This window comes from Allobosea sp. Root483D1, assembly GCF_001429505.1.
In the GTDB taxonomy this organism is placed as follows: domain Bacteria; phylum Pseudomonadota; class Alphaproteobacteria; order Rhizobiales; family Beijerinckiaceae; genus Allobosea.
The window spans coordinates 135,566-155,088 of record NZ_LMJW01000020.1 but is presented as its reverse complement, the minus strand read 5'-3'; the positions used below and the strand labels follow the sequence as shown (position 1 = coordinate 155,088).

Here is a 19,523-nt window from a genome sequence, read left to right as displayed (position 1 = left end):
AGGAGCGCCTCGCCGCCCTGCCATGCGCGTCACCGGTCGGCCTGGATGCAAGCTGACCGGTGCGGTCCGGACTGGAGCGGCTCACGCCACCTTGGCGATCACCGGCTTGGCTTCCCATTCCTCGCCCCAGATCATCACGGCGTGGCCGGGCGAGACCTCGCGATACTGGCGCACCGGCGGGACATAGTCGGCCGGACGGATCGGGCTCTTGATCTCGTCGTTCGAGACCGGACGCTTCGTCAGGCGCCGGGCTGGATCGGCGATCGGCACCGCCGCCAGCAGCCGCTTGGTATAGGGGTGCTGCGGGTTGCCGAAGATCGCCTCGCGCGGCCCGATCTCGACGATCTCGCCGAGATACATCACCGCGACGCGGTGGCTGACGCGCTCGACCACCGCCATGTCGTGCGAGATGAAGAGATAGCCCAGCCCCATCCTCGCCTGCAGGTCGAGCATCAGGTTGACCACCTGCGCCTTGACCGAGACGTCGAGCGCCGAGACCGCTTCGTCCGCCACGATCAGGCGCGGCTCGACCGCGAGCGCGCGCGCAATGCAGATGCGCTGGCGCTGGCCGCCCGAGAATTCGTGTGGGAAGCGGCTCGCCATGTCGGGCAACAGCCCGACCCGCTTCAGGAGGTCCGCAACCTTGTCGCGCGCTTCGGAGCGGGTGGCGAGATTGTTGATCAGCAGCGGCTCGGCCACCGCCGCGCCGATGTTCATGCGCGGATTGAGCGACGCGAACGGATCCTGGAAGATCATCTGCATGCGCTTGCGCTGCTCACGCAGCTCGGTCTGGCCGAGCTTGAGCACGTCGACGCCGTCGAGCAGCACCGAGCCCGAGAGCGGCTCGACCAGGCGCAGCACCGAGCGGCCGGTCGTCGACTTGCCACAGCCGGATTCGCCGACCAGCGCCAAAGTCTCGCCCGCCTTGAGGCTGAAGGAGACGTTCTCGACCGCGTGCACCCGGCCCTTGACCGAGGAGAGCAGCCCCGAGCGGATCTCGAAGCGCGTGGTCAGGCCCGAGACCTCGAGCACCGGGCGTTCCGCTGCCTGGACCGTATCGGGCACCTCGACGGGAACGTCCGACTGGCCCGTCAGACGGTCGACCACCGGGAAGCGCATCGGCCGCCTGCGACCATCCATCGAGCCCAGCCGCGGCACGGCCGAGAGCAGCGACTTGGTGTAGGGCTTCTGCGGATTGGCGAAGATGTCCTCGGTCGCGCCGGTCTCGATCTCGTCGCCATTGTACATGACGACGGTGCGGTCGGCGATCTCGGCGACGACGCCCATGTCGTGGGTGATGAAGAGGACGGACATGCCCTCCTCCTCCTGCAGCGACTTGATCAGCTCGAGGATCTGCGCCTGGATCGTAACGTCGAGCGCGGTGGTCGGCTCGTCGGCGATCAGGAGCTTGGGCTTGCAGGCCAGTGCCATCGCGATCATCACGCGCTGGCGCATGCCGCCGGAGAAGCGGTGCGGGTATTCGTGGAAGCGCGACTTCGCCGCCGGAATCTTGACCTTCTCGAGCAGACGCACCGTCTCGGCCTCCGCCTCGCTGCGCGACATGTTCCGATGCAGGATCAGCGCCTCGGCGATCTGGAAACCGATGGTCAGCACCGGGTTGAGCGAGGTCATCGGCTCCTGGAAGATCATTGCGATCTCGTTGCCGCGGATCTGGCGCATCTGCGCATCCGGCAGGGTCAGGAGCTCCTTGCCGTTGAGCTTGATCGAGCCCTCGATCTTGCTCGAGCTCGGCGGGGTCAGGCGCATGATCGACAGCGCCGTCACGCTCTTGCCGGAGCCGGATTCGCCGACGACCGCCAGCGTCTCTTGCGGCTTGATCTCGAAGGAGATGTTGCGCACGACCGGCTTCCAGAGCCCTTCGACCCGGAACGAGGTCGTCAGGTTCGAGACCGAGAGGATCGGAGACGTCATGCCAGGTCCTTCATGCCAGGGTCTATTTTAGCGATCGATCACCGAGGTTGCGCGGGCCCCTCGCCCAGACAACCACCGATGAGCCGGTTGAAAGCGGCATCAGAATAACCAGCGCGCCGCCGATGTCAGTAGCCGACGTGATAAAAGATTTAGCGTCCCCCTTGCTTTCGCCTCATCCGGGAGCAGGAGCGCACGAAACGCGAGCCGGCCGGGGCCGGGCTCGCGCCTGCGTTGCGACGCTGATGTCGTGCCCTCGTCACCGGGCTGGGGCCGCTATTTCAGCCCGCTGGTGACGAAGTTGCGGATGTAGAACTTCTGGAAGAGCAGGAATGGCACGAGCGCGACGAGGCCTGCGAGCGTGGTCGAGGAGAACAATCGCCCCCACTCCGTACCCTCCAGGCTGATATTGCGCGCGATCGCCACCTGTACGAGCGTGTGCTCCGGCGAGGGCGCCGCGACAAGTGGCCAGAAGAACGCCTCGAACTGGTGCATGAACAGCATGATGCCGCCGGTCAGCACCACCGGCCAGGAGATCGGCAGCGCGATCTTCAGCCAGATATGCCCCCAGGAGGCGCCGTCGACCCGCGCCGCCTCGTAGAGCTCGCGCGGCAGCCCGGCGAAGAACTGGCGGAACATGAAGATGACGAAGCCATTGGCGAGGTCCGGCAGGATCAGCGCGGCATAGGTGTCGATCAAGCCCAGACTCTGCACGAGGATGTAGAGCGGGATGACGATCGCCTCGAACGGCATCATCGCCGCGGCGAGAACGAAGACGAAGATCACGTTCTTGAAGCGGAAGTCGAAGACCGCGAAGGCAAAGCCCGCGGCGGCATTGATGATGACGCCGACCACCATGGTGGTCAGCGCAACAAAGAGCGAATTGCCGACGGCGCGCGGAAAGCCGGTGCCGATGAGCGAGGTGTAGTTCTCCAGCGTCAGCCGCTCCGGGATCACCATGCCCCAGCCGAGGCGGCTGCCATGGGCGAAGATGTCGGCCGGTGGCCGCAGCGAGGAGACTGCGAGCCAGAGCAGGGGCAGGAGCAGCACGAGCGCGATCAGCGACATCGTGACATAGCGTGCGGCCCCGAAGACCAGCACGGTGGAGCGGCGATCGACGCTCATGCGTCGGCTCCTTCCTTGTCGCGGAACAGCCTGAGCTCGATCGCAGCGATCACGCCGATGATCACGAGGATGATCGTCGACAGCGCCAGCGAGCGCCCCCAGTTGATGAAGGTGAAGGCGTTCTCATAGGCGCGGAACATCAAGAGGTCGGTCGCGCCGTTCGGCCCGCCCTTGGTGATGATGTAGACCGGCGCGAAGAACAGGAAGTTGATCGCGGTATCCGCCACGAAGACGAAGGCGAGCGGTCGGCGCATCTGCGGCAGGGTGATGTGGACGAGCTGGTGCCAGCGGCTGGCGCCATCGATGCGCGCGGCCTCGTAAAGCTCGCCCGGAATGCGGTAGAGCCCGGCAAGCAGGAAGATCATCCAGTAGCCGCAGCCCTTCCAGGTCGCGATGGCGATCATCGTGCCGAGCGCCTGATGCTCCGAGAGGAAGAAGGGCTGGCGGCCGATGCCGAGGCCCTCGAGAATGGCGTTCACCGGTCCGAGGTTGGAATCCAGCATGATGTTCCACAGCACGGCGGTGAGGCCGGTGGAGAGCGTCATCGGCAGGAAGAAGGCGGCGCGGAAGAAGGTGACGCCCTTGCCCGGTGCCATCACCAGGAGCGCGTAGCCGAAGGCGATCAGGATCTGCAGCGGATTGATGATCAGGTTGAAGATCAGCGTGACCTTGAGCGAGTTCCAGAAGCGCTCGTCGGCAAAGAGCTGGGCATAGTTGATCAGGCCGCCGAAGGAGGTCTCGCCGGCAAGATTCTGGGTGAACAGGCTGCCGCCGATGGCGATCACGATCGGCGTCAGCCGGAACAGGATGAGGAAGGCCAGCGCCGGCAGCAGGAAGGCGAGCAACACCAAGGTTCGTGGCTGCATCGGGTCGGATGAGCGGCCGGCGATGCGCCGCGCAACGCGCGGCGCATCCGGGACGGCGACAGGGGCCGAGGCCCGGTCGGACAAGGCGGTCATCACCGGTCAGCCGCGATACTTGGTGAATTCGCGGTCGATGTCGCGCGCCGCCTTCTTCAGCCGCTGCTCGACATTGGCGCCGCCCTGGATCTCGCGGAAGGCGCCGCGCAGGATGTCCTCGTATTCGAGCCAGCCCGGGGTCGCCGGCCGCGGCACGGCGGTGTTCTCCATCTCGGAGCGCACGATGCGCCAGCCGGGCGTGGCGAGCTCGGCGCCCATCGAATCCCAGACCGATTTCAGCACCGGCGGGTTCGGCCGCAGTCGCGCCTGCGCCTCGACATATTCGGGCTGGGCGAAGGCCTTGATGAAGGTCTCGGCGGCGGCGCGCTGCTTGGTGCGCGGGTTCATGCCGATATGCCAGCTGCCGGTCGGCGTCACCGCCTTGCCGCCCTCGAAATAGGGCTGCGGCGCCACGGCCCAGTCGAGATCCTTGCGCGCCGAGATCGAGGCGAGGCTGGGCGTGGTCGCCAAGTACATCGCGGCCCGTCCGGTCGCGAACATTTCGAGCGCGAGATTGGTATCGAACACGCCGGTCGGCGTCACCTTATGCTTGTTGAAAAGGTCGGCGTAGAACTGCATCGCGTCGATGAAGGGCTGCGAGTCGACATAGCCGGTCGCGGTCAAGCCGTCCTCACTCAGCACCTGCGCGCCCTTCGACTGCGGCAGGGTCAGCGCCTGATAGGGCCGGTCGGCCATCTCGAAAACGAGGCCCCACTGATTCTTGGCGGGGTCGGTCAGCTTCTTTGCGGCCTCGAGCGTCTGTTCCCAGGTCCAGCGCTTGGCGACGTCGGCCTCGGGCAGGGTGACGCCGGCGTCGGCGAAATGCTTACGGTTGAGGAACAGCACCATGCCGCTGCTGATATAGGGCAGCGTCATCAGCTTGCCCTTGTAGGTGCCCTGCGCCAGCGCCGCCTTGGTGTAGCGGCCAAGGTCGTTGCCGAGGATGCCGTCGAGCTCGGCAAGGTGCTTGCGGATCGAATAGGAGGCGGTCAACGGGCCATCGGCCAAGAAGATGTCGGGCAGTGGCGAGCGCGCCTGCAGGCGCACCTCGAGTGCCGGGAAAAGCTCGTTGAAAGGGATGCGCTCGAGCTTCAGGCCGATCGTCGGATTGTTCTTCATGAACATCTCGGCCATCGGCGTGATGTGGCTCTCCGGCCAGCCGACCCAGATCACGTTGAGCTCGGTCTTGGCCTGGGCGCGCAGCAACTGCGGCGCGGCGAGCATCCCGCCGGCGGCGGTCATGCCCTTCAGAACGGTGCGGCGCGTCGTCATCCAATCCTCCTGATCAGTCTTGTTCGTTGCAGGCAGCAGGCCAGTCGCAGTCGGGCGCGCTCAACCGCGCCCATAGCTCGCGATCGTCTCGATCACATGCCGGGTCGCGGCCGGGCCATCCATGCGGATGCCGGCCTTGACGTTGGCGCGCGGCGGCTCCGGCTCGTCCGGGCGGCGCGTCACATTGCGCTGGTCCGCCACGGTCATGCCGCGCAGCAGCGGGCTCGCCAGCTCGACTTGGATGTGGAAGGCGCGATGCTCGACCAGATCCGGACGGACGAAGGGAACGAGGGCGCTGGGGTCGTGCATCGGCGAGATCGGCTTGCCGTACCGGGCCTCGTTGCGGCCGAGATAGAAGTCGAGCATGCCTGCGACGGTCTCAGGAACCGCCCCGCCCGCCTGCCGCAGCAGTTCGGCATGGCTGCGGTCGAGGATCGCCTGGCGGGTGAAGTTGAGGCCGGCGAGATGGATCTCGGCATCGCAGGAGAAGACGGCCGCCGCCGCTTCCGGATCCTTCAGGATGTTCGCCTCGGCGTAAGGCGAGGCGTTGCCGATATCGAGGCTGCCGCCCATGATGGTGATGCATTTCAGCCAGCGCGCCAGCCGCGGCTCGGTCCGCAGCGCCACGGCGACATTGGTCAGCGGGCCGATGGCGGCGAGCACGAGCTCTCCTTCGGCCTTCTTCGCCTGCTCGATGATCATCGTCACCGCATGCATGTCGACCGGCAGGCGCTTCGGCTCGGGCAGGTCCGCGCCGTCGAGGCCGCTGGCGCCATGGATCATCGAGGGCGCGAAGCTGCCGACCAGGGGCGCGCCCATGCCGCCGGCGACGGGGATGTCGAGCTTGGCGAGCTCGCAGATCTTCAAGGCATTGCGCGTGGTGTTCTCGACGATCGAGTTGCCGAACACCGTGGTCAGGCCGCGCAGCTCGAAGTGCCGGGCCGCATAGAGGATGGCCATCGAATCGTCATGGCCAGGATCGCAATCGATGAGCAGCGGGATCATGAGCGGTCGTATCCGAGGATGGTGTCGATGACGGCATCGACGCAGGCCTCGCCGTCCACGGCGACGGCGACGTCGCAGTTCGCCGGCCGGCTGGCGCCGGGCTGGTCGTGGTCCCGCCGCATCGGCCGGGAGTCGCAGGCGGTCATGCCGCGCAGCGGGCCGTCGCCGAGCTCGATATGGACGGGCAGCGCCTGGAAGGTGATGAGGCCCGGCTTGACCAGCGGGACCACGGCGCAGGGATCGTGCATCGCCGCGGTCGGCGTGCCGTAACGCTCCTGCATCTTGGCGAGGTAGAAGGCGAGCAGATCGGCCATCACCGAGGAGACCCGCCCACCGCCCTGGCGCAGCCTGGTGATATGGCGCTCGGCGATGCCGGCCTGGCGGGTGACGTTGAGCCCGACCATGCTGAGCGGCACGCCGGCAGCGAAGGTGATCGCCGCAGCCTCCGGATCGCAGACGATGTTGAACTCGGCATAGGGCGTGCGGTTGCCGCTGGTGATCGAGCCGCCCATGATCGCAATCGACTTCAGCCAACCGGCCAGCCGCGGCTCCAGCCGCAGCGCCATGGCGACATTGCTCAATGGGCCTATCGCGATCAGGCTGAGCTCGCCCGGCGCAGCCTTCGCCGTCTCGATGATGAAGTCGACGGCGTGCCGGTTCAGCGGGTCATAACCCGGCGCCGGCAGCTCCGCGCCGTCGATGCCGGTCGCGCCATGGACATAGGCGCCATCGAGCGGCGGCTCGATCAGGGCGCGGTCGAGCCCCGGCACGACGGGCAGGTTGAGGCCCGCCAGCGTACAGATCGCCACCGCGTTGCGGGTCGAGTTTTCCAGCGAGGAGTTGCCGGCGACGGTCGTCAGCCCGACGACGTCGAGATGCGCGGCGGCGTAGAGGATCGCCATCGCATCGTCATGCCCGGGATCGCAATCGATGATGTAGCGGGTCATGCGGACCTTCCAAGGCTTGTTGCAGGCGTCACCGAGAGGCGCTCGACCAGCGTCGGCTCCAGCGCCAGCGTGCGCGGCAAGGGATGACCGTGATCGAGCAGGCCGACCAGAAGCTCGGCCGCCTTGACGCCGATATCGTAGGCCGGCTGGCGGATGGTGGTCAGCGGCGGCGAGGTGAAGGCGGCGATGTCGATGTCGTCATAGCCGATGACCGCGAGGTCCTCCGGCACGCGCAGGCCGCGCTGCTGCGCCGCGCACATCGCGCCGATGGCGACGAGGTCGTTGAAACAGAAGATCGCATCCGGCCGTTTCGTGCCGCGGCGGGCGAAAAGCTCGACCATCGCCGCATGGCCGCCGCCGACGGTGAGGTCGGATTCGATCATCAGGGCCGGATCGAGCGGCGCGCCCGCCTCCGCCAGCGCGGCGGTGAAACCGGCGAGGCGCTCCGTGCTGCGTGGGTGATCGGCCGGGCCTGTAACGCAGCCGATGCGGCGGAAGCCTTTCGCCGCCAGATGCGCTCCGGCGAGCCGCCCGCCCAGCAGCGAATCGTCGTTGATCAGGCAGTCGACGCGCGGGATCGTCGTGTCGAGCGCGATGATCGGCACCGTCTTGATCTGCTCGATATGGCGGAAGAAATCGGAGCTGGCGTTGCTGGTCATCACCAAGAGCGCGTCGATCCGCTTCATCATCAGCGTGCGCAGATAAGCGGTGAGTTTCTGCGCGACGTCGCCGGAATTGCACAGCATCAGGCTGTAGCCGCGATCGAAGCAGCCGGTCTCGACGCCGCGGATGACCTCGGCGAAGAACGGGTTGGTCGAGCTGGTGACGATCATGCCGACGGTGTGGGTGCGGTTGCTCTGCAGCGCCCGCGCGACGCCGCTCGGCTGGTAGCCGAGCTGCTCGATCGTCGCCTGCACCTTCTCGATCGTACCCGGATTCACATGGCGCGTGCGGTTGACCGCATGGGACACCGTGGTCACTGAGACCCCGGCCGCACGGGCAACGTCCTTGATCGTCACCATCAGGCGCCCCCGCGACCGGCGGGGGCGGCGCGGCGGCGCGGTGCGAATTTCACCACGGCGTGACGGCACGCGAGGGAAAACCGGCCATTTCGCCCCAACTCATCCTCCCTGCAACGGCTCGACGCCGCGTTTCGGCATAGGATAGCGATCCAAAACGTTTGCGCAAACGTTTTGGATCGCGAAAATTCGAGTCTTCAGCAACTTCCGCGTGCCGAAACCGCGCCGCCTCAAGCAATGATCAAGGGCGTGCCCGGCCCGCGCAGACTCAATCGCGCGCCTTCGCGTCCTCGCCGGCGACAATGTGATCTGCGAGATGAATGGCCTGCTTCGCCCCACGGACAAGCCGACGCGCCGTCGCCGGCGCGGACATCTCGGACGCGACGAGGCAGAGATCCGGGGTCCATGCGGGGAGCCTCGCTGAACGAGAGTCCAGAATGGCTCGCCGATAGAAGTCGCCCGGAGCGACCCTGCCCTGTTCGGCAAACGCTTGCTTCAGCGCTTCTCGATCTCGGCCAGATAGGCGCTGACGGCGCGCTCGGGTCCATGCCAGGAGGCGCCCTTGCCCTCCAGCTCCGGGGCTTCCTTCCAGCCGGGCTCGATCCCGGTCATGTTCGGCAGGAGGTGGGCGATGCCCTTGTGGCAGTCGATGCAGGTCTTCTCCTTCGTGACCAGATAGCGGCTGTGGATGTCGGCCGCACGCCGCGTCTGCTTGGTGAAGTCCATCGCCACCGATGAATGGCAGTTGCGGCATTCGAGCGAGTCGTTTGCCTTCAGCCTGGACCATTCGTGCTTGGCGAGCTCGAGCCGCATGCCCAAGAACTTCTCGCGCGTCGAGATCGTGCCGAAGATCTTGCCCCAGACCTCCTTCGAGGCCTGCATCTTGCGAGCGATCTTGTCGGTCCAGTTATGCGGGACATGGCAGTCCGGGCAGGTCGCACGCACGCCCGAGCGGTTGGAGAAGTGCACGGTGGACTGCAGCTCCTGATAGACGTTGTCGCGCATCTCGTGACAGGAGGTGCAGAACTTCTCGGTGTTGGTGATCTCCAGCGCCGTGTTGAAGCCGCCCCAGAAGATCACGCCGCAGACGAAGCCGCCCAGCGTCAGGAAGCCGAGCGGCAGATAGGCGCTCGGCCGGCTGATGATGCGCCAGAACGCGACCACCAGGCCCCAGAGCCGCCAGAAGAGCGCCTTGAGCTTGCCCATCACCGCGCCCCGCTACGGCTTCCGGCCGACATCGTTGGCGTCCTGGAACAGGTTCGGCACGAGCGGCGGCACATCGGTCTGCTGGACATGGCAGGCAGTGCAGAAATAACGCCGCGGCGTCACGTCGGAGAGCACCTGCCCGTCGCGGTCCTGGAAATGGGTGACGCTGATCATCGGCGCGCCCGAGCCTTCCGTGAACTCGCGCTTGTGGCAGTCCATGCAGCGATTGGTGTTGAGCGTCAGCTGGTAGCCGTCGATCGCATGCGGGATCACCGGCGGCTGCTCAGGGTAGTTGCGCATGCGCCTGACATCGTCGACGACCGGCCGGCCGAGCGCGGGAACCCGCTCCAGCGCCATGGGCTGCGGCGTGCCGGTGAGCCGCGGCACGGTCTTCACCGGCGCGCCCTCCTGCGAGAGGGCCGCGCCGAAGGCAAGGACGAGGCAGGCCGCGAGCGCGGCCCCAAGGATGGCCTTCGCGCGCATCAGGCGGAGACCGGAAGGATCTTGACCGCGCATTTCTTGAAATCCGTCTGTTTGGAGATCGGATCGGTCGCATCCAGCGTCGTCTTGTTGATCAGCTGGCTCGCATCGAACCACGGGACGAACACCACGCCCGGCGGCATACGGTTGCGCCCGCGCGTCTCGACACGGGTGCGCATCTCGCCGCGCCGGGAGATGATGCGGACTTCGGCGCCCTGGTTCAGCCCGCGGCTGCGGGCATCCTCCGGATGCATGAAGCAGCGCGCGCCCGGAAAGGCCTTGTAGAGCTCCGGCACGCGCATCGTCATCGAGCCGGAATGCCAGTGCTCGAGCACGCGGCCGGTGACCAGCCAGAAATCGTATTCATCGTCCGGCATCTCCGCCGGCGGCTCGTAGGGCACCGCGATGATCCGCGCCTTGCCGTCCTTGTTGCCATAGAACTCGACGCCCTTGCCGGGCTTCACATAGGGGTCGAGCCCCTCGCGATAGCGCCAGAGCGTCTCCTTGCCGTCGACCACCGGCCAGCGCAGCCCGCGCACCTGATGATAGGTGTCGTAGGGCGCAAGGTCGTGGCCGTGGCCACGGCCAAAGGAGGCATATTCCTCGAACAGCCCCTTGTGGACATAGAAGCCGAAGGCTTTCGCCTCCTGGTTCTCATAGCCGGGATCGATCTCGGAGAGGTCGAACTTGTCGACATTGCCGTTGCGGTACAGCACGTCGAACAGGGTCTTGCCCTTGTAGTTCGGATTGGCGTTCAGGATCTCGGCCGGCCAGACCTCGTCGGTGGTGAAGCGCTTCGAGAACTCCATCAGCTGCCAGAGATCGGAGCGCGCCTCGCCCGGCGCCTGCACCAGTTGGTGCCAGACATGGGTGCGCCGCTCGGCATTGCCGTAGGCGCCCTCTTTCTCGACCCACATCGCCGCCGGCAGGATCAGGTCGGCCGCCATAGCCGTCACAGTCGGGTAAGCGTCGGAGACGACGATGAAGTTGTCGGGGTTGCGATAGCCCGGATAAGTCTCGTTGCTGTTGTTGGGCGCCGCCTGGAGGTTGTTGTTGACCTGGATCCAGTAGAAATTGAGCTTGCCGTCCTTGAGCATCCGGTCCTGCTCGACGGCGTGGTAGCCCGGCTTCTCCGGAATGATGCCGTGCGGGACGCGCCAGATCTCCTCGGCGTGCTTGCGGTGGTCTGGATTGGTCACCGTCATGTCGGCAGGCAGGCGATGAGCGAAGGTGCCGACCTCGCGCGCCGTGCCGCAGGCCGAGGGCTGCCCGGTCAACGAGAACGGGCTGTTGCCGGGCTCGGAGATTTTCCCTGTCAGCAAATGCAGGTTGTAGACCATCTGGTTGGCCCAGACGCCGCGCACATGCTGGTTGAAGCCCATGGTCCAGAACGACGTGACCTTGCGCTTGGGATCGGCATAGAGCTCGGCGAGCTGCTGCAGGAAGCCCGGCTCGACGCCGGTCAGGGCCGAGACCTTCTCCAGCGTGTAGTCCTTCACGAAGGCGGCGAAGGCCGCAAAATCGATCGGCGTCGTCGCGGCAGGGTCCTCGGCCTTCCTCGCCTTGACCTCGCGCGGATCGTCCGGCCGCAGGCCATAGCCGATCTCGGTCGCGCCCTTCACGAAGGTGGTGTGCTTGTCGACGAAGTCCTTGTTCACCCGCCCGGTCGAGATGATGTGGTTGGCGATGTAGTTCAGGATCGCCAGGTCCGTGCCCGGCTTGAACACGATCGGGATGTCGGCGAGGTCGGAGCTGCGATGGGTGAAGGTCGAGAGCACCGCGACCTTCACATGCGGATGGCCGAGCCGGCGGTCCGCCACCCTGGTCCACAGGATCGGGTGCATCTCGGCCATGTTCGAGCCCCAGAGCACGAAGGCGTCGGCATGCTCGAAGTCGTCATAGCAGCCCATCGGCTCGTCCATGCCGAAGGTGCGCATGAAGGCGTAGGCCGCCGAGGCCATGCAGTGGCGGGCGTTGGGATCGAGATTGTTCGAGCGGAAGCCGGCCCGCATCAGCTTGGTCGCGGCATAGCCCTCGAAGATCGTCCACTGGCCGGAGCCGAACATGCCGAGCGCGGTCGGCCCCTTCTCTTTGAGTACGCGCTTGGCCTGCGCGGCCATGGTGTCGAAGGCCTCGGTCCAGGAAACCGGCGTGAACTCGCCGTCCTTGGCGTAGGCGCCGTTCTTCTTGCGCAGCAGCGGCTGGGTCAGCCGGTCGGCGCCGTACATGATCTTCGAGAGGAAATAGCCCTTGACGCAATTGAGGCCGCGATTGACCTCGGCCTTCATGTCGCCATGCGTGGCGATGACCCGGCCTTCCTTGACACCGACCATCACGCCGCAACCGGTGCCGCAGAAGCGGCAGGGCGCCTTCGACCAGGAGATCTTCAGCGCATCGACCCCGCCGGAGACGGGCTGCGCCTGCGCTGCACCGCCGATATTGGCCGCCATGGCAGCGATCCCCGCGGCCTGGGCCTTGAGCAACTCGCGACGGGACAAGCTCATCTGTCATCTCCCGAATCGTCGAGCGGTTCGAGCTGCTCGAACACCATGTTGGCCGAGAACACGCCGTCCATCAGCGCCATGGTGGTGAGCCGGCTGCCGATCTCGCCGCTGCTCTTGCCTTCCATCACCACCACGATCTTGCTGCCCTCGACCGCGCGCACTTCCGTATCCGGCAGGGCGGCGATCTGGCGCGCGATCTCGGCGCAGTGCTCGGGGCGCGCCGTGACGACCGCGCTGGAAATATGGAAGAAGCGTTGCGGGCGAGCCGGCATGGCGCCGCGCTCGGGCAGGATGTCGCCTGTGAGAAATTTGCGGCGGTCGATCTCGCGCTTGCCGGTCAGCATGGCGGGACCTCAGCGCGGCGGTCCAGGCGGTCCTAGGACCACCTGCAACATCCAGATCAGGAACCCATAGCCACCGACGATCCCGACGGCGACGACCGGCCAGATCAGAACCGCAAGCGTGAGAAAGGCCATGATCTCGGCCTTCCTGGTCGGCTGCACCGGGTGCACCTCAGCAGTGCCCGCAGGGTCAGTTCCCATCGCCAGTCTCCATCGCCGTCGGCGTCGGCGATCACATATCGCCTTCAGCCAGATTGGAGCTTGTCAAAGGAGCTTAGTCCTCACCTGCAAGTTGTCCAGCCCGGCGCACTCCGCAAGGTTAGCGAGGTGCCGCCGGACTGCTTTGACATGGATCAAAGCCAGGGATGGTGCGGCCGCGAATTCCACCCAGCCTATCAGCGGCAGCAGCCCCGGATAGGCTCGCAGGCTGCCGCCGGAGCCGGANNGGCGAAGATCATCTTGGTGCCGGGGATCTTGGCCTTGGGGTCCTTGATGTATTCGGCGAAGACCGCCTCGTCCCAGGTGATGTTGGCGCCCTTGTTGGCGGTGGAATAGCTGTAGCCCTCGACTTCGCCGGTATGACGCCCGAACAGGCCGTTGAGCTGCGGACCGACCAGGTTCTTGGCGCCTTCGCCGACCTGGTGGCAGGCGCGACACTTGTTCCAGGAACGCTCGCCGGCCGAGACGTCCTGCGCCCGGGCGCCGGTGGTGACGAAGGCGGCAGCGAGAGCGGCGGCGAGGATGGGCAGTTTCATGCGGTCAGACCTTGCAGATACGGGAATGGAGGAGCGGCTTTCAGCCGAACATGTCGGCGGTGATCGCGGCGTACCAGCCGACGTTCTCGGCCTGGTTTTCCTTGCGCAGTTCGGCGCTCTCGCGCGGCTGCGAGACGAAGGTCTCAGCTGCCGCGATCTTGCCGTCCTTCGGCTCGTAGCGCCCGCCGACCTTGATGGTATCGTCGGTCTCGATCAGCGACCAGCAGGTGTTGATGTAGCGCGCCGGGAAGGTGCGGGCATTGGCGAGCTCGCCGCGGATCACCATCGCCGCGACCTTGGCCTGGCTGTTGGCTGAGAAGGCGGATTTGGGCATGTCGCCGCCGACGCAGGCATCGCCGAGCACGAAGATGTTGGGGTCGGCGACCGACTTCATCGATGCCGGGTCGATCGTGCAATAGCCGCCAGCCGGCGCTAAGCCCGCCGAGCGGGCGATCTCGCCGGCCATCTGCGCCGGGATGACGTTGACGAAGGCGCAGTCCTTGTAGGTCTCGAAGCCGGTGACGACGGTGTTCGTCTTCGGATCGACCGATTTGATACCGTCATGCACCTTCGGCCCGAGCCATTCGATCATCGCGCCGTAATGCTTCTCCCAGCCCTCCTGGAAGACGCCCTGCTTCGAGAAGCTCTCCTTCGGATCGAGGATGATGATCTTGCAGTCGCGCCGGCCGCTCGCCTTGAGCACATGGGCGAACATCGAGGCGCGCTCATAGGGGCCGGGTGGGCAGCGATAGGGATTGGGCGGGGCGATCATCACGATCGTGCCGCCATTTTGCACGGCGTCGAGCTTCTGTTTGATCAGCTGCGTCTGGCGACCGGGCTTCCAGCCATGCGGCATGGCTTCCTCGACCTCCTTCGACCAGCCGGGGACGGAATCGTATTTGAGGTCGATGCCGGGCGAGACGACGAGGCGGTCATAGGGCAGGCGGTCACCGGTCGAGAGCACGACTTCCTTCTTGTCGCGATCGATCTGGGTGGCGCGGGCGCGGGCCAGCGTGATGCCGTGGTTCTTCGCCAGCGCATCGTAGCGATGGCTGATCTCCTCATAGGTCTTGAAGCCGCCGATGAAGAGGTTGGAGTGGAAGCAGGTCTGGTAGACCTCGTTCTCCTCGACCAGCGTCACCGCGACGGCGCCGTTCGACTCCTTGGCGATGTACTTTGCTGCGGTCGCCCCGCCGGCTCCGCCGCCGATCACGACGACGCGCGGCTTGCCCTGGCCGAGCACGGCCGGTGAGGCGATAGCGAAGCTGCCGGCGGCGGCGAGGCCCGACAGGAATGTGCGGCGGCTAGCAGTCATTTTTCCCTCTCCCTTTCCCACGGTTGACGGCAGGCCTCTTGCGGGCCCTATCCGACCTTCAAATAGGCAAAGCCTTTGGTCTGCAGTGCAGCGACGGCGGCGACGCCGGACGGCACGAAGCCGATGAACTCGGCCTTGCGCGCCTTGCTCTTGTCGATCTTCAGCCGGGTGAAGGTGATCTCGCAGAGATGGATTTTCAGCCCGTTTTTGGCCACGTCCTCGATGCGCTCGAATATCTTCGGAACCGTGGCGGCTTCGTCGCGCCAGGTGGTGTCGTCGAGGTTGTCCAGGAAGAATTTCACCCCCGGGCCGTGCGCGACGATGGCGAGCTGGAGCGCGAACGGGTCGGCGCCATAGGCGGAGTAGTGGTTGGCGATGTTCTGCAGCATCTGGGTGAAACGCTGCGGCTCGCCGAAATCGCAATGATAGAGGCAGGCGATGTCGGCCTCCTTCTTGAGGTCGGCGAGCGCCGTCTGCCGGGGCGCGGCAAGGGCCGGAGCGGCCGCAGCGACGACCCCGCTCGCCGCCGCCAGCATCAACGCCCGGCGCGAAGCCTGATGAGTGTCTTCCGACATCGTTCTTCCTCCGCTGCTCGGGCCATATGCCCGGCTATGGATTGGGCTTCAGACTCTCGTAATAGGCAGCTAGCGCCGCGATCTCCTCGCTCGAGAGCCGGGTGGCGACCGCCTGCATCACCTGGTTGTCGCGCTGACGTTCGCGATAGGCGTTCATCAGCGCGACGAACTGCTCGGCCGGATGGCCGACGATCGCCGGAATGCCGCCGACCTGCCGACCGCTGCTCTGATGGCAGCTCGTGCATTCCGACGAGAGATACTCACCCAGCGCCCGGTCGCCGGCTGCTTTGGCCGGCGCGCAGGCCAGGACGAAGCCGAGCACCGCAAAACGGACGGTGCCGGCTCCTCGCATCAGTCGACCTTCGGCGCGGACTTGGAATCCGGCGTCACGTCGAGGACCGCAGCTCGCCCGGTGATCTTCACCTCCGGCTTGCAGTTGCTCATGCACGGCTCCTTGCCCCAGAACGCCTTCTCCGTGGTTTCGCGGTCGTCATCGTAGAAGGCCGCGGCGTTTGGCAGCTTCACACTGGTAAAGTTCTTATCCGACAGTTCGAAGTCCTCATCCTTCACGATGTCGTTGAGGTAGAGGAGGTAGGCGGTGACGGCGTAGAGCTCGTCCGGCGACAGCGACTGGGCGTTGCCATAGGGCATCGCCCGGCGGACATAGTCGAACACCGTCGAGAGGTCGGGCCAGAACGAGCCGATCGTCTTCTCCGGGCGGTCGGATTTCAGCGAGCCCATTCCGCCGGCCAGCACCGGCCAGCGGTTGTTGCCCTGGCCGAATTCGCCATGGCAGCTGGCGCATTGCGCCTGGAAGATCTCGTCGCCCTGCTTGACCGTGCCCTTGCCGGGCGGAAGGCCCTTGCCGTCGGGACGCACGGCGATGTCCCAGGCCTTGATCTCCTCTGGCAGCGCCTCGCGGCCAAGGCCGAGCTTGGCGGCCGGGACCGGAGCGGCCTTGGCCGGCGGATGCGTCTGCGCCTGCTTCGCCGCCGGCTTGGTCTGCGCGATAAGCGGCGCGGCGGCCAGAACCGTGATCGCCGCGAGGCCCGCGAGCAGGACGGGCCTAACCGATCTCGACATTTTCGGTCTCCCCGTTTGCCTTCACATGCCAGGTCTGGATGCCGTTGTTGTGGTAGATCGAGTTGGTGCCGCGGATCTTGCGCAGCTCCTCCTTGGTCGGCTGGAGATAGCCGGTCGAATCCATCGCGCGCGACTGGATCAGCAGGTCCTGCCCGGTCCAGTCGAAATCGACATAGAAGCGGGTCAGCGACTTATCGAGCACCGGCCCGTCGATCCGCGCATGCTGCCAGTTCTTGCCGCCGTCCAGGGTGACGTCGACGCGCTTGATCGTGCCGCGCCCCGACCAGGCGAGGCCGGAGAGAACGTTGCGGCCCTTCTGCTTCAATGGCGCCTGCGGCGAGGGGTTGGTCACGACCGACTTGGCGTCCATGAAGAAGGTAAAGCGCCGCGAGCGACCGTCGGCCAGGAGGTCGGTGTATTTCGAGGTCTCCTCGCGGGCCTGCCAGGGCTGGTCGCCGACCTCGATGCGCCGGAGCCATTTGACCCAGAGATTGCCCTCCCAGCCGGGGATGACGGCGCGCAAGGGATAGCCTTGCTCGGGCCGCAGCGCTTCGCCGTTCATGGCGAAGGCGATCAGCACATCGTCGAGTGCCTTCTCCAGCGGCAGCGAACGGTTCATGCCGGAGGAATCGGCACCTTCCAGCAGCAGCCATTTCGCGTTGGTCTTCACCCCCGCCTCGGCCAGCAGCGTCTTCAGCGGCACGCCGGTATACATGACGTTGTGGACCATGCCGTGGGTGAACTGGCAGCCATTGAGCTGCGCCCCGCGCCACTCCATGCCGGAATTCGCGGCACATTCGAGGAAATAGATGCGGTTCTGCCGGGGCATCCGCTTGAGGTCTTCCATGGTGAAGACCAGCGGCTTGTCGACGAGGCCATGGATCATCAGCCGGTGATTGGCCGGCTCGATGTCGGCAATGCCGCCATGATGGCGTTCGAAGCAGAGGCCGGACGGGGTGATGATGCCGTCGAGCTCGTGCAGCGGCGTGAAATTGACCGAGGATTCGGGCGAGGCCGTCAGCCAGGAGACGTCGCGGCGCATCACGTGCTTCTCGAAGCGCGACGGCGTGCCATAGGGCCGCTTGTCGACGCCCTCGCCGAGATAGCGGCTCCAGTCCTGGACCTCGGTGATCAGTGGGTCTGGCTTGCCCGTTTCGGCATGGGCGAGGCCGGTGCCGGCGAGGCCGGCTCCAGCGATCGCCGCCCCGCCGAGGAAGCGGCGGCGGCTCAGCGGATCGGGCTTTGCGGGAGAGGTCATGCCCCGTCTCCTTGTTCTTTAACGGCCGTAATGGCGGAGGCGCTCATGCTCCGCTCACCTTCACAGCGTCGTTCGGCTTGATGGTGATGGTCTTGGTCGCGGCGACGTGGTCGCGCACCACATCCCAGATCGGTGGCCCCTGCGTGCCCTCGTTGACGCTGGCCCAGCCGGCGACGACGTATTTGCGGGAGGCGTCGATCGGCTGGCCCGACTTCAGATGGTTGAGGCCGGAGATACGGCTGCCCATCGGCTTGCCGACATCGATGGCGTAGCCCATGCCGCCGATGCGGACCATGTCGCCGCCGCCCTGGAAATAGGGATCGGGGTGGAAGATGTTGTCGGCGACGTCCTCGAGGATCTCCTTGAGCTGCAGGCCGGTCATCTCCATCCGGTAGCAGTTCGGATAGGTGATCGCGGTCGCATTGGTGATTGCCTCCCAGGTGATCGGCTCGCCCGGCAGCAGCGAACCGCCCCAGCGGAAGCCCGGCGAGAGCGCGATCTCGGCGTCGCGCTGCGAGAGCATGGCGTCGCAGATCAGATCGTCGAAGCTGCCGTTGAAATTGCCGCGCCGGTAGAGCAGCGAGTCGGTGCGGCCGATTTCCCTGGCGAGGTCGGCGGCGAAGGGCGCGCGCAGCTTCGTCACCAGCGCCGCCATCTCCGGATCGGGCGCGATGGCGTCGGCGAAGACCGGCATCAGCTTGAAGCGGATATCGGCGACCTTGCCGTCTTTCACCGCGATGTCGAGGCGCGAGACGAACTTGCCATGCGAGCCGGAGGCGACCAGCACAGTATTGCCGACCCGGATCAACCCGGGCATGGCGTCATGGGTATGCGCGGTCAGGATGACGTCGATGCCCTTGACCCGGCTCGCCAGCTTGCGGTCGACGTCGAAGCCGTCATGCGAGAGCAGCACGACGACGGCCGCGCCCTCGGCGCGGGCTTCCTCGACCTGCTTCTGCAACTCGTCTTCACGAATGCCGAATTCCCATTCCGGGAACATCCAGCGCGGGTTGGCGACTGCCGTGCGCGGCAGCGCCTGGCCGATCACCGCGACCTTGACGCCGCCCTTTTCGAAGACCTTGCGCGGCGGGAAAACCGGCTCGTTCCACTCCTTGTCGCGGATGTTCTGGGCGAGGAAGGCGAAGGGTGCCTTCTCGACGATCTCCTTGACCCGCTCGGCGCCGAGGGTGAACTCCCAATGCGAGGTCATCGCGTCGAGCTTCAGGGCCGACATGACATCGACCATGTCCTGGCCCTTGGTCTGGAGCGCGCTCCAGCTGCCCTGCCAGGTGTCGCCGCCGTCGAGCAGCACGACCTTGTCATCGCCGCGCTCGGCCCTGATCGCCTTGACCAGCGTCGCGATCCGGTCGAGCCCGCCCATCCGGCCATAGTTGCGGGCGAGCGAGATGAAGTCGTCGGAGGTCAGCGCGAAGGCGTCGGCCGAGCCGGCGGCGATCTTGAAATGCTCGCGGAAGGCCGCGTCGGTCAGGTGCGGCGGCAGGCCCTTGACCTCGCCGACGCCGAGATTGACTGCCGGCTCACGAAATTGCAGCGGCATGAGCTGGGCGTGGATGTCGGCCACATGCAGGATCGTAACCTGCCCCAGCGGCTCGAAGCGCAGGATATCGGCCTGCGACAGCTTCTGCTGGGCGGCGGCGCGCCCGAGCGGGCCGAGGCCGGATCCGGTCGTCAACGCTGCGGCGACCGCCGTCGCCTGCAGGAATTCACGTCTTGAAATCATGACTCATCC

General features: G+C 66.0%; 19 protein-coding genes. All 19 read right to left on the bottom strand.

Going from position 1 to position 19,523, the window contains the following annotated elements; all coding sequences use genetic code 11:
• Positions 1 to 81 precede the first annotated feature (81 nt).
• The 19 genes from ASE66_RS19355 to soxB all read right to left on the bottom strand — a co-directional run bounded on the left by ASE66_RS19355 (position 82) and on the right by soxB (position 19,514).
• Entirely contained in the window at positions 82 to 1,932 is a 1,851-nt protein-coding gene (locus ASE66_RS19355) for an ABC transporter ATP-binding protein (RefSeq protein ID WP_156412245.1), read from the bottom strand.
• A gap of 273 nt (positions 1,933 to 2,205) precedes the next feature.
• On the bottom strand, positions 2,206 to 3,054 hold the full coding sequence (locus ASE66_RS19350) for a carbohydrate ABC transporter permease (RefSeq protein WP_057191350.1): 849 nt from the start codon (positions 3,052 to 3,054) through the stop codon (positions 2,206 to 2,208).
• Positions 3,051 to 4,013 carry a carbohydrate ABC transporter permease gene (locus ASE66_RS19345; protein ID WP_200964620.1) on the bottom strand — a complete coding sequence of 321 codons (963 nt, stop codon included), beginning with the start codon at positions 4,011 to 4,013 and terminating at the stop codon, positions 3,051 to 3,053. Before ASE66_RS19345 ends, ASE66_RS19350 begins: the two co-directional genes overlap by 4 nt.
• A gap of 6 nt (positions 4,014 to 4,019) precedes the next feature.
• Positions 4,020 to 5,285 carry an ABC transporter substrate-binding protein gene (locus tag ASE66_RS19340; protein WP_057191349.1) on the bottom strand — a complete coding sequence of 422 codons (1,266 nt, stop codon included), beginning with the start codon at positions 5,283 to 5,285 and terminating at the stop codon, positions 4,020 to 4,022.
• A 60-nt stretch (positions 5,286 to 5,345) separates the two neighbouring features.
• Positions 5,346 to 6,290, bottom strand: a complete 945-nt coding sequence (locus ASE66_RS19335) for a nucleoside hydrolase (protein WP_057191348.1) — start codon at positions 6,288 to 6,290, stop codon at positions 5,346 to 5,348.
• A complete protein-coding gene (locus tag ASE66_RS19330) occupies positions 6,287 to 7,237 on the bottom strand; it encodes a nucleoside hydrolase (RefSeq protein WP_057191347.1) in 951 nt (316 codons plus the stop codon). Before ASE66_RS19330 ends, ASE66_RS19335 begins: the two co-directional genes overlap by 4 nt.
• Positions 7,234 to 8,259, bottom strand: a complete 1,026-nt coding sequence (locus tag ASE66_RS19325; protein WP_057191346.1) for a LacI family DNA-binding transcriptional regulator — start codon at positions 8,257 to 8,259, stop codon at positions 7,234 to 7,236. Before ASE66_RS19325 ends, ASE66_RS19330 begins: the two co-directional genes overlap by 4 nt.
• Positions 8,260 to 8,751: 492 nt before the next feature.
• Positions 8,752 to 9,462 carry a cytochrome c3 family protein gene (locus ASE66_RS19320; protein ID WP_057191345.1) on the bottom strand — a complete coding sequence of 237 codons (711 nt, stop codon included), beginning with the start codon at positions 9,460 to 9,462 and terminating at the stop codon, positions 8,752 to 8,754.
• 12 nt (positions 9,463 to 9,474) lie between these two features.
• Positions 9,475 to 9,978 carry a nitrate reductase cytochrome c-type subunit gene (locus tag ASE66_RS19315; RefSeq protein WP_057191344.1) on the bottom strand — a complete coding sequence of 168 codons (504 nt, stop codon included), beginning with the start codon at positions 9,976 to 9,978 and terminating at the stop codon, positions 9,475 to 9,477.
• The gene (napA, locus tag ASE66_RS19310) at positions 9,945 to 12,446 is read right to left on the bottom strand and encodes a periplasmic nitrate reductase subunit alpha (RefSeq protein WP_057191343.1); all 2,502 of its coding nucleotides are present in this window, start codon (positions 12,444 to 12,446) and stop codon (positions 9,945 to 9,947) included. Before napA ends, ASE66_RS19315 begins: the two co-directional genes overlap by 34 nt.
• Positions 12,443 to 12,790: a chaperone NapD gene (locus ASE66_RS19305; protein WP_057191342.1), complete on the bottom strand. Its 348-nt coding sequence runs from the start codon at positions 12,788 to 12,790 to the stop codon at positions 12,443 to 12,445. The genes napA and ASE66_RS19305 overlap by 4 nt, the downstream gene beginning before the upstream one ends.
• A gap of 9 nt (positions 12,791 to 12,799) precedes the next feature.
• On the bottom strand, positions 12,800 to 12,988 hold the full coding sequence (locus ASE66_RS19300) for a periplasmic nitrate reductase, NapE protein (protein ID WP_057191341.1): 189 nt from the start codon (positions 12,986 to 12,988) through the stop codon (positions 12,800 to 12,802).
• A 245-nt stretch (positions 12,989 to 13,233) separates the two neighbouring features.
• Positions 13,234 to 13,542, bottom strand: a 309-nt coding sequence (locus ASE66_RS19295) for a c-type cytochrome (protein ID WP_156412271.1), incomplete at its 3' end; no start/stop codon positions are given.
• 40 nt (positions 13,543 to 13,582) lie between these two features.
• Positions 13,583 to 14,857, bottom strand: coding sequence for an NAD(P)/FAD-dependent oxidoreductase (locus ASE66_RS19290; protein ID WP_057191339.1), 1,275 nt, complete (start codon positions 14,855 to 14,857; stop codon positions 13,583 to 13,585).
• Positions 14,858 to 14,904: 47 nt separating this feature from the next.
• Positions 14,905 to 15,432 (bottom strand): DsrE family protein, encoded by a 528-nt coding sequence (locus ASE66_RS19285; RefSeq protein WP_057191338.1) that lies wholly within the window; start codon positions 15,430 to 15,432, stop codon positions 14,905 to 14,907.
• Between the two features lie 34 nt (positions 15,433 to 15,466).
• A complete protein-coding gene (locus ASE66_RS19280; RefSeq protein ID WP_057191337.1) occupies positions 15,467 to 15,784 on the bottom strand; it encodes a c-type cytochrome in 318 nt (105 codons plus the stop codon).
• Complete coding sequence (locus ASE66_RS19275; RefSeq protein ID WP_057191336.1) at positions 15,784 to 16,515, bottom strand: c-type cytochrome; 732 nt, start codon at positions 16,513 to 16,515, stop codon at positions 15,784 to 15,786. The genes ASE66_RS19280 and ASE66_RS19275 overlap by 1 nt, the downstream gene beginning before the upstream one ends.
• Positions 16,499 to 17,773, bottom strand: coding sequence for a sulfite dehydrogenase (gene soxC / locus ASE66_RS19270; protein ID WP_057191335.1), 1,275 nt, complete (start codon positions 17,771 to 17,773; stop codon positions 16,499 to 16,501). Before soxC ends, ASE66_RS19275 begins: the two co-directional genes overlap by 17 nt.
• A 43-nt stretch (positions 17,774 to 17,816) precedes the next feature.
• Complete coding sequence (gene soxB, locus ASE66_RS19265) at positions 17,817 to 19,514, bottom strand: thiosulfohydrolase SoxB (RefSeq protein WP_057191334.1); 1,698 nt, start codon at positions 19,512 to 19,514, stop codon at positions 17,817 to 17,819.
• Between the last annotated feature and the right edge of the window lie 9 nt (positions 19,515 to 19,523).

What these genes read in the sequence shown, in the direction of transcription:
- ASE66_RS19355 (WP_156412245.1), bottom strand. Translation starts at nt 1,932, where the DNA reads ATGACGTCTCCGATCCTCTCGGTCTCGAACCTGACGACCTCGTTCCGG.
- ASE66_RS19350 (WP_057191350.1), bottom strand. Translation starts at nt 3,054, where the DNA reads ATGAGCGTCGATCGCCGCTCCACCGTGCTGGTCTTCGGGGCCGCACGC.
- ASE66_RS19345 (WP_200964620.1), bottom strand. Translation starts at nt 4,013, where the DNA reads ATGACCGCCTTGTCCGACCGGGCCTCGGCCCCTGTCGCCGTCCCGGAT.
- ASE66_RS19340 (WP_057191349.1), bottom strand. Translation starts at nt 5,285, where the DNA reads ATGACGACGCGCCGCACCGTTCTGAAGGGCATGACCGCCGCCGGCGGG.
- ASE66_RS19335 (WP_057191348.1), bottom strand. Translation starts at nt 6,290, where the DNA reads ATGATCCCGCTGCTCATCGATTGCGATCCTGGCCATGACGATTCGATG.
- ASE66_RS19330 (WP_057191347.1), bottom strand. Translation starts at nt 7,237, where the DNA reads ATGACCCGCTACATCATCGATTGCGATCCCGGGCATGACGATGCGATG.
- ASE66_RS19325 (WP_057191346.1), bottom strand. Translation starts at nt 8,259, where the DNA reads ATGGTGACGATCAAGGACGTTGCCCGTGCGGCCGGGGTCTCAGTGACC.
- ASE66_RS19320 (WP_057191345.1), bottom strand. Translation starts at nt 9,462, where the DNA reads ATGGGCAAGCTCAAGGCGCTCTTCTGGCGGCTCTGGGGCCTGGTGGTC.
- ASE66_RS19315 (WP_057191344.1), bottom strand. Translation starts at nt 9,978, where the DNA reads ATGCGCGGTCAAGATCCTTCCGGTCTCCGCCTGATGCGCGCGAAGGCC.
- napA (WP_057191343.1), bottom strand. Translation starts at nt 12,446, where the DNA reads ATGAGCTTGTCCCGTCGCGAGTTGCTCAAGGCCCAGGCCGCGGGGATC.
- ASE66_RS19305 (WP_057191342.1), bottom strand. Translation starts at nt 12,790, where the DNA reads ATGCTGACCGGCAAGCGCGAGATCGACCGCCGCAAATTTCTCACAGGC.
- ASE66_RS19300 (WP_057191341.1), bottom strand. Translation starts at nt 12,988, where the DNA reads ATGGGAACTGACCCTGCGGGCACTGCTGAGGTGCACCCGGTGCAGCCG.
- ASE66_RS19290 (WP_057191339.1), bottom strand. Translation starts at nt 14,857, where the DNA reads ATGACTGCTAGCCGCCGCACATTCCTGTCGGGCCTCGCCGCCGCCGGC.
- ASE66_RS19285 (WP_057191338.1), bottom strand. Translation starts at nt 15,432, where the DNA reads ATGTCGGAAGACACTCATCAGGCTTCGCGCCGGGCGTTGATGCTGGCG.
- ASE66_RS19280 (WP_057191337.1), bottom strand. Translation starts at nt 15,784, where the DNA reads ATGCGAGGAGCCGGCACCGTCCGTTTTGCGGTGCTCGGCTTCGTCCTG.
- ASE66_RS19275 (WP_057191336.1), bottom strand. Translation starts at nt 16,515, where the DNA reads ATGTCGAGATCGGTTAGGCCCGTCCTGCTCGCGGGCCTCGCGGCGATC.
- soxC (WP_057191335.1), bottom strand. Translation starts at nt 17,773, where the DNA reads ATGACCTCTCCCGCAAAGCCCGATCCGCTGAGCCGCCGCCGCTTCCTC.
- soxB (WP_057191334.1), bottom strand. Translation starts at nt 19,514, where the DNA reads ATGATTTCAAGACGTGAATTCCTGCAGGCGACGGCGGTCGCCGCAGCG.